Source organism: Arthrobacter sp. Soil782, from assembly GCF_001428435.1.
GTDB lineage: Bacteria > Actinomycetota > Actinomycetes > Actinomycetales > Micrococcaceae > Arthrobacter_D > Arthrobacter_D parietis.
The window spans coordinates 962165-977031 of sequence record NZ_LMSO01000001.1; the positions used below are offsets into that span (position 1 = coordinate 962165).

At 60.9% G+C, this 14867-nt stretch carries 15 protein-coding genes; 10 read left to right on the forward strand and 5 right to left on the reverse strand.

Annotation, left to right across the window (positions count from 1 at the left end; all coding sequences use genetic code 11):
• The first annotated feature begins 191 nt into the window (after positions 1-191).
• From ASH00_RS04610 to ASH00_RS04645, 8 genes are all read left to right on the forward strand, one after another.
• Complete coding sequence (locus ASH00_RS04610; RefSeq protein WP_056546648.1) at positions 192-692, forward strand: substrate-binding periplasmic protein; 501 nt, start codon at positions 192-194, stop codon at positions 690-692.
• Positions 689-1666 carry a cation diffusion facilitator family transporter gene (locus ASH00_RS04615; protein WP_056545461.1) on the forward strand — a complete coding sequence of 326 codons (978 nt, stop codon included), beginning with the start codon at positions 689-691 and terminating at the stop codon, positions 1664-1666. The genes ASH00_RS04610 and ASH00_RS04615 overlap by 4 nt, the downstream gene beginning before the upstream one ends.
• Before the next feature lie 46 nt (positions 1667-1712).
• Positions 1713-2285, forward strand: coding sequence for a hypothetical protein (locus ASH00_RS04620; protein ID WP_157358994.1), 573 nt, complete (start codon positions 1713-1715; stop codon positions 2283-2285).
• Between the two features lie 59 nt (positions 2286-2344).
• Entirely contained in the window at positions 2345-3313 is a 969-nt protein-coding gene (locus ASH00_RS04625; RefSeq protein ID WP_056545465.1) for a cation diffusion facilitator family transporter, read from the forward strand.
• A 40-nt stretch (positions 3314-3353) separates the two neighbouring features.
• Positions 3354-4721 (forward strand): glucose-6-phosphate dehydrogenase, encoded by a 1368-nt coding sequence (locus tag ASH00_RS04630; protein WP_056545468.1) that lies wholly within the window; start codon positions 3354-3356, stop codon positions 4719-4721.
• Positions 4718-6694, forward strand: coding sequence for a glycoside hydrolase family 15 protein (locus ASH00_RS04635; RefSeq protein WP_442854338.1), 1977 nt, complete (start codon positions 4718-4720; stop codon positions 6692-6694). Before ASH00_RS04630 ends, ASH00_RS04635 begins: the two co-directional genes overlap by 4 nt.
• A 25-nt stretch (positions 6695-6719) precedes the next feature.
• A complete protein-coding gene (locus ASH00_RS04640) occupies positions 6720-7472 on the forward strand; it encodes a ZIP family metal transporter (protein WP_056545470.1) in 753 nt (250 codons plus the stop codon).
• A 407-nt stretch (positions 7473-7879) separates the two neighbouring features.
• Positions 7880-9196 (forward strand): NAD(P)/FAD-dependent oxidoreductase, encoded by a 1317-nt coding sequence (locus ASH00_RS04645; protein WP_056546651.1) that lies wholly within the window; start codon positions 7880-7882, stop codon positions 9194-9196.
• Between the two features lie 530 nt (positions 9197-9726).
• Here the strand turns inward: ASH00_RS04645 and ASH00_RS04650 are convergent.
• On the reverse strand, positions 9727-10599 hold the full coding sequence (locus ASH00_RS04650; protein ID WP_162252840.1) for a potassium channel family protein: 873 nt from the start codon (positions 10597-10599) through the stop codon (positions 9727-9729).
• Between the two features lie 217 nt (positions 10600-10816).
• Here ASH00_RS04650 and ASH00_RS17155 point away from each other — a divergent pair, with 217 nt between their 5' ends.
• Complete coding sequence (locus ASH00_RS17155) at positions 10817-11623, forward strand: ATP-dependent DNA ligase (protein ID WP_056545475.1); 807 nt, start codon at positions 10817-10819, stop codon at positions 11621-11623.
• Here ASH00_RS17155 and ASH00_RS04660 read toward each other — a convergent pair.
• The 4 genes from ASH00_RS04660 to ASH00_RS04675 form a co-directional block, all read right to left on the reverse strand.
• Entirely contained in the window at positions 11607-12584 is a 978-nt protein-coding gene (locus tag ASH00_RS04660) for an EamA family transporter (RefSeq protein WP_056545477.1), read from the reverse strand. The genes ASH00_RS17155 and ASH00_RS04660 overlap by 17 nt on opposite strands.
• A gap of 101 nt (positions 12585-12685) precedes the next feature.
• Positions 12686-13264, reverse strand: a complete 579-nt coding sequence (locus ASH00_RS04665; RefSeq protein WP_056545479.1) for an HhH-GPD-type base excision DNA repair protein — start codon at positions 13262-13264, stop codon at positions 12686-12688.
• A gap of 10 nt (positions 13265-13274) precedes the next feature.
• Positions 13275-13619 carry a helix-turn-helix transcriptional regulator gene (locus tag ASH00_RS04670; RefSeq protein ID WP_056545481.1) on the reverse strand — a complete coding sequence of 115 codons (345 nt, stop codon included), beginning with the start codon at positions 13617-13619 and terminating at the stop codon, positions 13275-13277.
• Between the two features lie 54 nt (positions 13620-13673).
• Positions 13674-14717 carry a TerC family protein gene (locus tag ASH00_RS04675; protein WP_056545482.1) on the reverse strand — a complete coding sequence of 348 codons (1044 nt, stop codon included), beginning with the start codon at positions 14715-14717 and terminating at the stop codon, positions 13674-13676.
• Here ASH00_RS04675 and ASH00_RS17105 point away from each other — a divergent pair.
• Positions 14683-14811, forward strand: coding sequence for a hypothetical protein (locus ASH00_RS17105; protein WP_268760496.1), 129 nt, complete (start codon positions 14683-14685; stop codon positions 14809-14811). The genes ASH00_RS04675 and ASH00_RS17105 overlap by 35 nt on opposite strands.
• The last annotated feature ends 56 nt before the right edge of the window (positions 14812-14867 follow it).

The following is a 14867-nucleotide window of genomic DNA, read 5'->3' on the forward strand; positions in this document are numbered from 1 at the left end:
GATAGGAGAAATCCAGCCACCGCTGGGCTTCAATTTTCGGAACAACAGTACCCTTACTATTACGCTGGCACGGGTGTGCGCAACCTGGACCATAAGCGCGGAGACTCGTGTAGGCGGCGAAACTACCGGACACGAAAGAAAGTGCGGCAATGCACGCGTGTCACTCTCGGCCCCACTATTCATACCAACAGATGAGGGTTTACGGTGAGATCGTGAATGGTTCACAGAAGACACTGATCCTGGCCTTGGCTATGTTGCTTCTCCTGTCTGCCTGTGGCGGAAATTATCCCGCCGATCCCTATGGCACCCTGCAGAGGGCCACCGGGGGAAGCTTGCGCGTCGGCGTAGCCCAGAACGAACCATTCACGTCGGTCGTGGGCTCCCGGCCCTCCGGGTTGGAGGTCGACTTGATCCGTGAATACGCCGAGAGGATCGGGGCGGAGGTCCAATGGGAGACCGACGGAGAGGATGATCTCATGGAGGAACTTTCCCACGGTGAACTGGATGTAGTGATCGGCGGCATCACCGAGCACACTCCATGGAAGACAGAAGTCGGGCTTACCAATCCATACGCCACGACAACCAACGCCGGTGGTGAGCAGGAGAAGCATGTCCTTGCGATCCGGAAGGGCGAGAACGCGTTCCTGATGGACCTCGAGCGCTTCCTTGAAGGAAAAGAGCTTCCAATATGAGCAAGATCCTGGGAGAAGTGGACAATGAGATCCTCCCCAAAGAAGTGGAGGATCACCTACACAAAGCGGTGCGTCTGGAATGGATCACAATCGCGGCGGTGCTCGGGATCGTGGTCATCGTATTTCTGTCCATGGGTAATTCCCAGGCAATGAAAACCGCGTGGATCGAGGACATGCTGTCCTTCGTTCCTCCCATCGCGTTCCTGATCGGTGTTCGGATGACCCGTCGACCGGCCACCGCGGGGCACCCCTACGGCTACCACCGGGCCATCGGCGTTTCCCATATGGTCGCAGCGTCTGCCCTTTGCGTAATGGGCGGTTTCCTCATCTTCGACTGTCTCAAAGCGTTAATCGCGGCCGAGCACCCGACCATCGGCGCGATGAACCTGTTCGGCACACCGGTGTGGAGCGGCTGGATCATGATAGCGGCGATGGTGATCACAGCGATTCCACCTGTGATCCTCGGCCGCCTGAAACTGAGGTTGGCCCCGCCGCTGCATAACAAGGTCCTGTACGCAGACGCAGATATGAATAAAGCCGATTGGATGACGTCGGTCGCAGCAATCGTGGGCATCGTGGGTATCGGATTGGGGTGGTGGTGGGCTGACGCCGCTGCTGCCTTGGTGATCGCCTTCAGCATCATGAAAGACGGAATTACCAACCTTCGGGCGGCTCTGGCCGCGTTGATGGATGCCCGCCCGACAACGGTCGACAACGCAACCGTCCACCCTTTGCTGGGAAAGGTGAACGCATACTTGCGCGACGTGGAGTGGGTCAGTGCCGGCGCTGCCCGGCTCAGAGATGAAGGCCAAGTCTTCCATGTGGAGGGCTTCGTCGTCCCCAAGCAAGACGAGAAGGCGACGGCCGAACGGCTCGACGCAATCCGGGAAGGGCTGCTCACCATGGACTGGAAGATCCGGGACGTCGTCGTAACGGCAGTGAACGAGGTTCCTTCTGTACTGGGAGAGAAGTGACCCAACGCGCTGACGGAGCGTGCTGATCCGGAAGGGAGGCGACACAGTGAAAAACCAATCGGACGGACGACCAGCCGTTTTGGGATTGATGGCCGATCCCGGGCTACCGGCCGCCGTCGCCTCGGGAGCTTTCGGCATTTTCTATGCCTCCATGTGGTCGATGGCTGATGCGCTGTCTATTCTGCGGTTATCCGTGATGAGCTTCGCGGTGATCTCCGCGCTTAGTGCATGGCTCATCATTCACAACGGGCTCTGGACGAAGTCCGATGGAAGACCGGACACCAGCCAGGTGATCCTGGATAACGCAGCGACCATCATCACAGTCGAGCTAAGCGTGGCCATGATGTATGTGGTCCTGGTCCTGTCGGGGCTGCTGTTCTGCTTGGCGCTCACCGTAATTGCAGCCACCTACTTACAGGAGCAGCTCGGTCACCCCGTCGGATTGTTTGATTACGTCCATTTGGCGTGGCTTGCTTCCTCCCTGGGCACGTTGGCGGGGGCGTTGGGCTCAAGTTTCGACAGCGACCGGGCGATATATGAGGCGACCTACAGCCGCCGCGAGCATGAAAGGCGCGAGCTCAACAAGCACCGCGAGCTCAACAAGGACAAGGAGGGCTAGGAACACAACGGCGCCTGGACTGGGTTGCCGCGAAAACGTGCAGGAATCGGGAGGGTGTTATGTCGGGTAGCGGGGGCAAGAAAGCGGTGATCGCCGCGCTGAGCGCGAACATCACCATCGCCGCACTGAAGTTCCTGGCGTTCGTGCTGACGGCGTCGTCGGCCATGCTTGCTGAGGCGATACACTCGGTTGCCGACTCGGGCAACCAGGCGTTGTTGTTAATCGGAGGCAAGAAGGCCAAACGCACCGCCGACGCCCAGCACCCGTTCGGGTTCGGTCGGGAACGTTACATCTACTCCTTCCTCGTGGCCATCGTTTTGTTCAGCGTGGGAGGTCTCTTCGCTTTGTTCGAGGCCTACGAAAAATGGCGGCATCCCGAACCAATCGAAGGGCCGTGGTGGTGGGTCCCGCTTGCCGTACTGGGCGGGGCGATAGTCGCCGAGTCGCTGTCGTTGAAAACTGCAATCGTTGAATCGCGGCCGGCGCGCGGGAACTCCGGGTGGCTGCAGTTCGTGCGGAGATCCAAATCACCCGAACTTCCCGTGATCCTCCTTGAAGACACCGCTGCCCTGACCGGGCTGGTCCTTGCTTTCGTTGCTGTCACTGCGACGCTTCTGACTGGAAACAGTGTGTGGGATGCAGTTGGTACGGCCCTGATCGGGCTGCTGCTGGTCGCCGTGGCCGTCTTGCTTGGCATCGAAACCAAGTCCTTGCTGCTGGGCGAAGCAGCATCAGTTCAGAACATCGAAGAAATCAAGGTAGCGCTTCAAGGAGAGGGTCGGGTCAGGATCATCGACCTCAAGACCCTCCATCTCGGTCCGGACGAACTGCTCGTGGCAGCGAAAATCGCCACCGACAGCTCGCAGACCGGTTCCGCGCTTGCCAGCGTAATCAATGATGCAGAAAAACGGATCCGTGCGGCAGTGCCGATCGTGACGCGGATCTATCTCGAACCGGACGTGTATGTCCCAGCTGCCACTTCCGACCCAGGGCCCAAAGACGAGGACAACAGCGGCTCCAAAAAATAGCCCCCGAAATGGATTGCACTACCTCGAAGGAGAGCACCCGATGGATGACATCAGCACCCTCATTATTCTGGGAGCGACAGGCGACCTCACCTCGCGCCTGCTGTTGCCAGGTGTTGGCCGGCTATTGACGGACCAACCCGGACGGCGGCTGAAAATCGTGGGTGCGGACCTGCCCACCAAAGACCAGGATGAGTGGTCGGCGACAGTGAAATCCGCTTTCGACAGCGCCGGCGCGAACGGCGACGCTGTCGAGCACGCCCTCACCCACACAAGGTACCTGCCCACCGATGCCACATCACCCGAGCAGTTACGGCAGCTGATGGAGGCGGCAGAGGGCATCCCGGCCCTGTACTTCGCGTTGCCCCCATCCGTGACAGCCAGGGCGATAAATGCCCTGCACGACGTCGGACTGCCCGAGCATACCGTCCTGGCGCTGGAGAAGCCTTTCGGGACGGACCAGCAGAGCGCCGCCGACCTCAACCGCAAGCTGGCATCGCTGGTGACAGAAGAACAAATATTCCGGGTCGACCACTTCCTGGGGAAATCCAGTGTCCTCAACATCCTGGGATTGCGCTTCACCAACGTCCTGTTCGAACCGCTCTGGAACCGGGACCATGTTGCGAAGGTCGAGATTGTCTACGACGAACAGCTCGGCCTTGAGGGACGCGCCGGCTACTACGACAGCAGCGGGGCGCTCATCGACATGATTCAGTCCCACCTCATCCAGGTGATGGCCCTGGTCACCATGGAGGCGCCCACCTCGCTCGAGGCCGCCGATCTGCGGGCTGTGAAGACCGAAGCGTTACGGGCGGTCCGACCATGGGGCTCGGACCCGGCTACCGCGAGCAGACGCGCCCGCTACACCGCAGGCACCATTGACGGCCGCCAGCTTCCCTCCTACGTAGAAGAGGAAGGCGTGCAGGCCCGGCGAGAAACCGAAACCCTCGCCGAAGTGACGCTGGAGTCACAGTCCTGGCGCTGGGCCGGGGTTCCGTTCACTCTGCGATCAGGTAAGGCGTTGGGCGAACGGCGCCGGGAAATCGTCCTCACCTTCCGTGACGTGCCTCACGTTCCCGAAGGCATGCAGGGAATGATCTCTCCCGCAGTCCTGCGACTGAGGCTCGGACCGGACAGCATGTCTCTCGAGTTCAACATCAACGGCCCCGGAGACCCCTATGTCATCGACCGGGCGCACCTCATGACGGAGTTTGGCGAAGGCCGCCTGAATCCCTACGGCGAGGTTCTCAACGGCATCCTTCAACGAGACCCCTCGCTCTCCCTGCGAGGGGAAGCAGCTGAACAGGCGTGGCGGGTCATCGACGAAATTCGTGGAGCCTGGAGTAACGGGCGCGTGCCTCTGGAGGAGTATGCCGCCGGCTCCGGCGGACCGGAGCACTGGGGCAAGTGAGCGACCAAAGGGCCGACCGCCCGATGGAAGCAACCAAGTCAACGCCACTGGAGGAGTACGCTTTCCTGTCCGATTTGCGCACCGGTGCTCTCGTCTCACGCGATGGAAGCATCGACTGGTTGTGCTTCCCGCGGTTCGATTCACCCTCGGTGTTCGCTGCCCTGCTCGGAACCCCGGAGGACGGACGATGGAAGATGTCCGTCGTCGACGGAGAGGTGTCCGAGCGCCGTTACCGGCCGCGGACGTTTGTCCTCGAAACCACCTGGCGGACTCCCACTGGAACCGTCGTGGTAACGGATTTCATGCCACCGGACGACGGGCAAAGCGACCTGATCCGGCAAGCACACTGCACTGAAGGAACCGTTCAGCTCGAGCACGACCTACGGATCCGCTTCGATTACAACCGTTCCAAACCGTGGACCCGTCGGGTAAAAATCGATGAAAGCGAGCAGGACGGCCTACTGTCCATCGCCGGACCGAATGCTTTGCTTCTCACCGGGCCCCTGCTACGGTCCCACCCGGAGCAGCGTGCCGATCCCGTGGCCGAAACCGGGCAGCCCGAATGCCCCCCGGATAAGGGGCACCCGGGACACTTCCAGGGCGGTGTCTCAGACCGGTTCACCGGGACGTTCTCCATGGGAGCCGGAGATGTGCTGAGCTGGGCGTTATTGTGGCACGAATCCCACAGGTACCCTCCACGCCCGGTCGATCCTGCGAAGGCTCTGCAGCTGACCAGTGATTACTGGACCCAGTGGTCCTCCCGGGTCGACGTCCACGACCGTGAGCACGAACTCGTCCTGCGATCGCTCATGGTGTTGCGTGGCCTGACCGTCCAGGAGACAGGTGGCATTGTCGCTGCTGCGACCACTTCCCTTCCAGAAGAGTTCGGCGGTGTCCGGAACTGGGACTACCGGTACACCTGGCTGCGTGACGCGGCCCTGACCATCGAAACGCTCATCACACAGGACTTCACTGAGGGAGCCACGCATTGGCGGGACTGGCTGCTGCGCGCTGTGGCGGGGGATCCTGAAGAGTTGCAGATCATGTACGGGGTGGGCGGGGAACGCCAGCTCCCGGAATGGGAACTGAATCATCTGGCCGGCTATGAGGGATCCCGCCCGGTCCGCATCGGCAACGAAGCGGCCAAACAGTACCAGGCCGACGTCGTCGGTGAAGTGATGCTCGCCCTAGCAGCCCTGCGCGAAGCCGGCATACCAGACGACGAATCATCCTGGGGTCTCCAAAAAAACCTGCTGAGGTTCTGCGAACGGAACATGAACCGAAAGGGCCACGGCATCTGGGAGATGCGCGGCACCCCGGCGTTCTTCGTCCATGGACGGGCGATGATGTGGGCCGCCTTCGACCAGGGAATCCGCGCCGTGGAGAACCACGGGCTGGACGGGCCCCTGGACCAATGGCGGGCGCTGCGCCGCACCCTGCGAGAGGAGATCCTTGAGCACGGAGTTGATGAGAGGACCGGATCGTTCACCCAAACCTATGAGAACACCGAGGTTGACGCCTCACTGCTCCAGCTCCCCCACACGGGGATCGTCGGGTACGACGACCCCCGGATTCTCGCGACCGTCGCCCGGATAGAGCAAGAACTGCGCGGCGATCACGGCTTCGTCTACCGTTACCGCACCGAAACCGACGTTGATGGGCTCCCCGGAGGAGAATACCCATTCCTTGTCTGCTCATTCTGGCTCGTTGAACAATACGCCTACAGCGGCCGGAAGGATGACGCAGCCGCCCTGCTGGAACGGCTCACCGACTGTGCTACCGATCTCGGGCTGTATAGCGAAGAGTATGACCCTACCTCAGGGCGCCTGGCAGGGAACTTTCCTCAAGCATTCAGTCACCTCGGGTTCGTACGCGCCGTCAACGCCGTCGAGGAAGCCACAGGCAACCAGCGGCTCTCCAAGCGGGACCGGCGCCCCGGAACCGACCCAGCAAGAGATGAACGAGGGGAATAACCGCAATGACCGGTATGGAGCAGTAATGCCCGAGTGGCTCGCAGCCGGAACCGCCGGGCTGCTGGGAGGAAGTGCCCTCCTCCTTGGCAGTGCTATCGGCTGGTACGTTCGGGTGCCGCTTGCCGTTGTCGCGGCGGTTATGGCATTCGGGTCCGGCGTGCTTATTTCGGCGCTCACCTTTGAGCTGGTGGAGAAGGCAGAAGAACTGGGAGGCCTGTTTCCGACGGCGCTGGGTTTCCTTGCCGGCTCCGTCATCTATGTAGGGCTGAACATGTTCTTGGCAAGATACGGTGCGCGACACCGGAAGCGTTCAGGCTCACAACAACCATCCCAGGACGAACAACCCACGAGCGGCGGGGCGATAGCGCTGGGCGCACTGCTGGACGGGATACCGGAGTCAATGGTCCTCGGAGTCGGTTTCATCGCCGGGGGCGGTCTGAGCCTGCCGATGCTGGCAGCAGTTTTCATCTCCAATGTTCCCGAAGGGCTCTCCAGCTCCGCCGGATGGAAGCACGCCGGGCGCAGCCGCGGTTACGTCTTTGGCATATGGGGGGCCATCGCCATCGCTTCAGGCGTAGCAGCAACCGCCGGCTACGCCCTCCTCGACGGCGCCAACCCCGGGACACTCGCCTTCGTCAACGCGCTGGCGGGCGGGGCAATCCTGGCGATGATCACAGACACGATGATCCCGGAAGCCTTCGAAACTGCCGCCATGTACTCGGGCCTTCTGGCCACCCTCGGCTTCCTTACCGCTTTCAGCATCCACTCCATCAGCTGACCAGAACCAAAGCACTGATACCTCCAACAGGACAACCGAAAGAGGAGACCATGACACAGGTCGAAAGATCCGACAGTGACAATGCGCAACGTCAACTAGCCATATTCGACGTCGTGAAACGGGCTCCGGGCAAAAGCCACACCGAGATCAAGGCCATGCTCGCCGAAGCCTTCGAACAGCGGGGTCTCATCCCCCAACCGGCTCCATGGCTGGACGCTGTCGCGACAGAAGCCGCCTACGGCAAGCCCTACCTTATCGATGTGCCCTCTGCGAGAGCCGCGAACGAGATCACGGCCGCGCCGGACAGAGAAGTGGAGGAGTTCCTCCTCAAGCGACGCCTCTTCGATGGCACCCGGACAAGGACACGACAACTCATCTGGCCAGGCAAGAACAACAGAAACACACGTATACGTCCGCAATCCACGGCTGCCAGCACGGATAGCCATGACCGTAAGACCCGGAACCGTTACGAGGTCATTGTGGTAGGAGCAGGATTTGCCGGCACAGCCGTTGCCCAGGAACTGGGACGTAAAGGAGTCGAAGTTCTCCTCGTTGATTCCAACAGCTATCACCAGTTCCAGCCACTTCTTTACCAACTCGCCACGTCCCAGATCGGTGTGTCAGCGATTGCCCGGCCGATCCGTTCCATTTTCCGGCGCTTGGGGTCTGTGAACATCATGACGGCCGCTGTCACAACCATTGACTCGCGGAACCGCACGGTCACCCTCGGAGACGGCGAAACCCTGCACGCCGACCAAACCTTGGTGGTCGCGTTGGGCGGGGTACCGAACTACTTCGATACCCCCGGCGCCGAGGAACACGCATACCCGCTCTACTCCCTGGAAGATGCCACCCGCCTCGCAACCAGACTGACCCGGATCTTCGATCACGCCGCCAACCACCCCGAGGAAACGGTCGACATAGTCGTCGTAGGAGGCGGACCGACTGGGGTCGAAACCGCTGGAGCAATAGCTGAGCACATCAACTATGTGGTACGAAAATACTTCTCACCGGACCTCACAGCCCGCAGCAAGGTGCACTTGGTTGACATGGTGTCCACCGTGTTGGCACCTTTCTCCCCCAACCTCCAGGAATACACCAAAGACCGGCTCTCCGCCCTAGGAGTCCAACTACACCTCGGCGTCGGCGTAGCCGAGGTCCGCACCAACGCGGTCAAACTCGCCGACGGAAGCGAAATCCCCGCCCAATTGACAGTATGGGCCGGAGGGCTCAAAGCCGGAAGGATCCTCCAAGATTCCGGCTTACCGCAGGGGAAAGGAGGACGCATCGATGTACTCCCGGACCTGACAGTCCCCGACCAAAAAAACGTATATGTGCTGGGCGACGCGGCCAACATCACTGATTCTGAAAGGCGGAAGCTGCCGCAACTCGGCTCCGTCGCACAACAAAGCGGAAAATGGGCAGCCCGGAACATCTACCGAGATATTAACGGCGGTCCCCGTGAACCCTTCCACTACGTCGACAAAGGCTATATGGCCATGATCGGCCGAGGCGCCGCCGTAGCGGAAATCGGACGGAAGCGCCTCCAGCTTCGTGGAGCCGTTGCATTCCTCTCCTGGCTCCTCGTGCACCTGGCACTCCTCTCCGGCGCCCAACAAAAGGTCCGTGCGATGTTTTCCTGGGTCAACGGCTACATCCTGCACAGCCCAGCCCAAGTAGTAGTAGGCAACAGAGAAGACGGCCCATCCAGCCCCGCCCAATAAGGGGAAAGCAGGGATCTCGGGACAAGCAACAACCTGTTCCGTCATTTCCCCGCTCCTTCATTGACAGAAGTTCCCTTTGCCCCACAAAATCCGCTACCTCACGAAGGGGAAACCAACTGCCTGAAGAAGCATCATTTTCTGCATATTGCCGGACAATTGAGTGTAAAAAGCGCCGGGAACGCGGTCAGGCCGCTGGCTATGTTTCTCCGACGCTTTCGCCGGGGTGAAAGAATCCCGGCCGCTCACTAGAACGTGAGGACATGGCCACTTTACAGTTTTTGTTGCGGTGAAACTGAAGTTCGTCCGTGTCTGTTACAGCGCCCCGCTTTTCTGCGATGGCGGCGCCGATCCTTTCGTATCTATGGCCAGGCGGTGGCTTCCGGGAGATCGTGCTTCACTGTCGTGGCCGCGGGCTTCGACTCCGGGCTGGACCCGACCATTACCTCCTGTGGGCTCAGCGCACCACCCGAGCGACTACACCGCATACTGACCATGACGCACGGTATGGGACGAGCACCAACCATGCATTCTCAATCATCGGTGTATGTTCCATGCTCATCTGCGTAGATAGCAAGAATGTCCACAGGCGAATCTCCGCCGGCCTGAAACTCTTCCTTCAAAGTCATGCTGAACGCGGTTAGCGCCGCTTCAAGGTGCAGGCCTGCCGCTTGAACCTCAGCTACCGGCGACCTAGAGGCTCGGCGGCTGATTCTCATGGCATAGGGTAGCTGGCGAGCCAAAGACGTGGAGGGCGCCGGATCCCGGAAGAAGTAGGTTTCCGTATTCTCCACGAGATCAGCGCACAGGCGGGCTACCGCAGCGGCCAGACTATGCACTGTATGTACAACAGCATCGGAACCGAACTGCTGCAACCGGTCGGCATATCCTGTATCGGCCAACCAGGAGAGCTGAAGAGCTAAGGTTCTGCGCCGAGCAAGAGCAGGATACACCTGACCGAACCAGGAAACGGCTGCAGTCAACAAAGCAAACCCAGCCAACGCCTCCAGCGGCGTGACCAAACGTAACCAGGGCACAGTGGGAACAACATCACCAAAACCCAGAGTCGTAAGCGTAACCATCGATACATAAAACGCATCAACGAAACCAGCGCGCTGCCCAGCCTCCTCGAAAGAGTACGAGAAGCCTCCCGGTATCTGCGGCAAATAAATCAGCGCCCAGCCAACGGCCTGCAACAACACCCAAAGCAGAGCCACGACAGCCATCGCCCCGGGCCCGTTAAGCGGACCGATCCGATTACCGGTATGCTGCGAAGCCCGCCAACTCAGCCAGAACACCTTACGAGTCACGCTGCCCCGGCCTGCCGGATGCAGAAGGGTATGAAACATATCGCCTAGACCAACAAAAATCAGTACTGCTCCGAGTATCACCAGCACTACTTCCATCAGCCAGCTCCCTCCCAACATCGGCAACCACTGGACCCAAACCCACGGGCAAGCATGAGACGGGCGATGAGGTCATGGTATCGATAATAAGAGTGCTGTCGATTTTGAGCAGAGGGGCCGGGGAGGCTCCCGTCCTTCCTCGCTTCTTCCCAATGGGCGGGCGAGTTCCTGCCGATGGCCACAGTCTCGCATCAGATTGGACCTTTGAGTGCCGATAATGGCCCATGCGTCAGCCCTTGCAGGACGGTCAGAGCACCCAGTCTCGGCCTTTCGCGTCGCGAAGGAATCTTACGGCCCGCTGAATCCGCAGGAGCGCGGGCTCCTCAGCGGCGACCGGTCCACGTGGTACCGCTTTGATACCCCAGGACGCACCATCTACACAGCGGAAGACCCCACAACTGTGTTCCTTGAAGCCTTGTCGTGGCCGCGGATGACCGCCTCGCACGATGCGTACCCGAGAAAGGCCGCCGCGTTCTTCGGCGAACCTGTAGAAACCATCAGGCAGGAAGTCGAGGAGCCGTGGCGCGCCAACGGGCACATGATTCCGGGGTGCATTCCCGCCAACTGGCGAGACGGGCGGCTGCTCTATTCGCTGCAGTTCGAGGCCCGCCCGTGGGTGGATATCGCCCACTCCGAGACTTTCGCCGCCCTCAACGGAGCGCTCCCACCAGCACCTGGCGCAGCTCCATGGCACTGCCCCGCGAAGAGAGGCTCACCGAAACACCGGAAGGCCCGCGCCCACCGGATCGCAATTGTGCACACCGAGGAAGAAGCCAGTTTGTGGTCTCGCCAGGGCAAGGATCTCACCCGCTACTTTCCGGACCTTCCCGCGGCGACCGAGGACCAGATTCCACCGGGTTTCATCATCGATGGTGAAGCGGTCATCTGGACCGATGACCGGCTCGACTCCGAAGCGCTGCAGACGGCATGGACACCCGCGGTTTGGCGTTACGTGATCGGCCAGGTACACAGACCAGCGGGGCCTACCATTCCAGTGGTCCCGCTCTCTAGCTCCCCGGGGTAGTCGGCACGGGTTCGACGACGTTTGCCTGGTCGAGCGGGTCGCGGGAATCTGGCGCCTGCCGCAGTTCGTCGACGCGGACCAGGATCACTCCGCCGATGATGAGCGCGCCGCCGAGCAGTTGGACGACTGAAGGTAGCTCGCCGAGAATGAGCCACGATGCGAGGACGGCGAACATCACTTCAGTAAGACCGACGAAGGACGCCACCTTTGATCCAAGGCCCCGCGCGGCGAAAATTCCGGTGACGTAGGCGAGCACCGTAGCGATCAGTACCAGCATCAGCACCGGGACCAGCCAGTGGGTCTGCCAGCCTGCGAGGGTCACGTCGCGGAACTCGAACGCAAAAGGCATCACGCCGATGAGCCCAAGCACGAGGATCGTGAAAGCACCGACCAGCATGCCGCCGCCGGCCATGATCAGTGGCGGCAGGTCGTCGTCGGCTTTTGCCGACATTACAAAGAACACCGCGAGGCAGACCGCGGCTCCGAGTCCATACAGAACCCCGATGGGATCGAGCCGCTGGTCACCGGTCAGGTCGAGGACAAGAAGCAGCCCCAGCATGGCGGTGATGGAACCACAGATGGTGAGCCTGCTCGGCGCCCTGCGGGAGCGCAGCCACAGCCAGCCGACAATGAGTACGGGCGCAAGGTACTCGAGCAGCAGTGAAACGCCGACCGACATGCGCTGAACAGCACTGAAGTAGAAGAACTGACAGAGCGCAATGGCCGTTGCGCCGTAGATGATCAGCGTCAGTGCATTGCGCCGCAGTGTGCCCCAGCGGCCTCGGAGCGCAACCACCACGGGGACAAGCAGCACCAGGGCTGAGCCACCGATACGGATTCCGACGGCGGCACCAGGGCTCCATCCGATCTCCAGCAGCGATTTGGCGAAGGGCCCTGACAGGCCGAAGGAGGCGGCTGACAGCAGCGCACACCACAGTCCGGTAGCTGTACCGCTTCTCATGGGTGTCCCTCATAACGTCATAACCAAAGTGTGTTTACGGTGATGACGTTACGCTGAGAATTGGTTATGAGTCAACACCAGCTACGGTCATGACGCACCAGCTACGCTTTCTGCTTCGCGGCTGCCTTCGCCGCGCGTTTGGTCTCACGAACCTTCGCCAGTGACTCTGCGTCAGTGATGTTCGCGACGGACCGGAAGCAGCCGTTCTCGCCGTAGTGGCCTGCTGCCTCCCGCCATCCGGAGCCCGTGAAGTCATAGCGTTCGCCGAGCAACGCAAGGAAAATCTGCGCTTTCTGGACCCCAAAGCCCGGCAGGCCCTTCAGCCTCTTCAGCACCTCGGCGCCGTCAGGTTCACCGCGCGTCCAGATGGCCGAGGCGTCGCCACCCCATTCATCCACCACCGTCCGGCAGAGTGTCTGGATCCGGGCCGCCATGTTGCCGGGATAGCGGTGCACAGCGGGAGGGGTGCGGCAGAGCTCAACGAAAGCATCGGCGTCGTACTCTGCGATGGTGGCGGCATCCAGCGCGCCCAGGCGTGCCTTGATCTTGGCCGGCCCCGCAAAGGCCGTTTCCATCGCTACCTGCTGGTCGAGGAGCATGCCCAGCAGCAGCGCGAGCGGATTATTGGACAGCAGCTCATCAGCTTCGCTGTCGCCGGTGATGTGAACATGTGGCGCCATGGATCCAATGCTATCGACCGGACGGGCGATCAGAGTCGGAAGCCGCTTCGTCATCCTTGAAGATGCGGAGGAGGGCACCGACGTCGTGGTGTGATTCCGCAGGATGCCTGAAGGGCTGGGAACCCTCCACGACGTAGTGTGTGCGGCGCCCTTCCTTCAGACGGTGGATGTACCCGGCTTCCTCGAGATCCTTGAGGATGTGCAGGGCGGCACGGCGGGTGATTCCCACCCGGAGCGCAAGGTCCTCCACCAGAATGTCCGGATGCGCTGCCACCGCGAGGAGCACGTGCCCGTGATTCGTGAGGATGGTCCACGACGGGCGGCCTTCACCGCCCGTCGCAGCCGGGGGGGCCATCTCCGGGATGGGGGTCCGATCCAGCCTCCGGCATAGTGCCTCCCCGTTGTCGTTTTAGGTGTCGTCGCGGGAGTCAGTTCCCGCCGCTACACCTTTTCTACCCCAGAGCGGTTGCAAATCTTCGAACTCTTCCGGTGTGGCCGTGCGGAAGGGAGAAGTCAGCGGACCGGGAAGCGCCCGGCGTTCCTCCCCGCGGGTCGCCAGCAGGCTCGCGCCTATGGAGATGGCCAAAATGGTGATGATGACACCCAGGGAAATCGCTGTGGGAATGTAGAAGACGTCCACCTTGAGGAGCATCTTGATTCCCACCCACACCAGCACCAGGGAAAGCCCTACCTTCAGATAGATGAAGCGGTGAATGAGGTCGGCAAGCAGAAAGTACATGGCACGCAGGCCCAGAATAGCGAACGCGTTAGCGGTGAAGACCAGGAACACCTCATCCGTCACCGCGAAGATCGCAGGGATGGAATCGACCGCAAACACAATGTCCGTCACCTCTACCATGACGAGGACCGCGAGCAGCGGAGTGGCAAGCAGTACGCCCTTTCTGCGGATGAGAAGACGCTGACCATAAAAGGCGTCGGTCATCGGGACATAGCGGCGGAACAGCTTCAGCGTGCGTGACTTCTCCGGATCAATGTGCTCGTTGCGCTGCTTGAGCATCTTGTAGCCGGTAAAGATCAGGAACGCGGCGAACAGGTAGAGAACCCACTCCGCACTGGCAATGATGGCCGAACCGGCGGCAATGAAAATGCCTCGGAAAACCAGGGCTCCCAGCACGCCGAGAAACAGTACGCGGTGCTGGAACTCGCGGGGAACTCCGAAGAAGGCAAAGATGATGGCCCACACGAAGACGTTGTCGACGGCGAGAGATTTCTCAATCACGTATCCGGCGAAATACTGCTGGCCGAACTCAGCGCCATATCCGAGCCAGACCACTCCACCGAACGCCACGCCCATCAGGACCCAGACAGCAGACCAGATTGCAGCTTCCCGGACAGAAATGACATGCGCGCGCCGGTGCGCAACGAGGTCGAACGTCAACATCAGGAGTATGAGGCCAATGACAGCAAACCACAGCCACAAGGGCACGTTCATGGGGTACCTGCTTCCAGTCAGTTACTACCAACTGGAGGTCTCTCCCGGCCGCTGCCGGCCTGTCCACCGGGAAGCGCTGGGGCTGCCGGAATGACGATGGACTGGTTAGGGGATACTCCCCTCCGTGAAAATAAGTGAACCAGAGTTCAC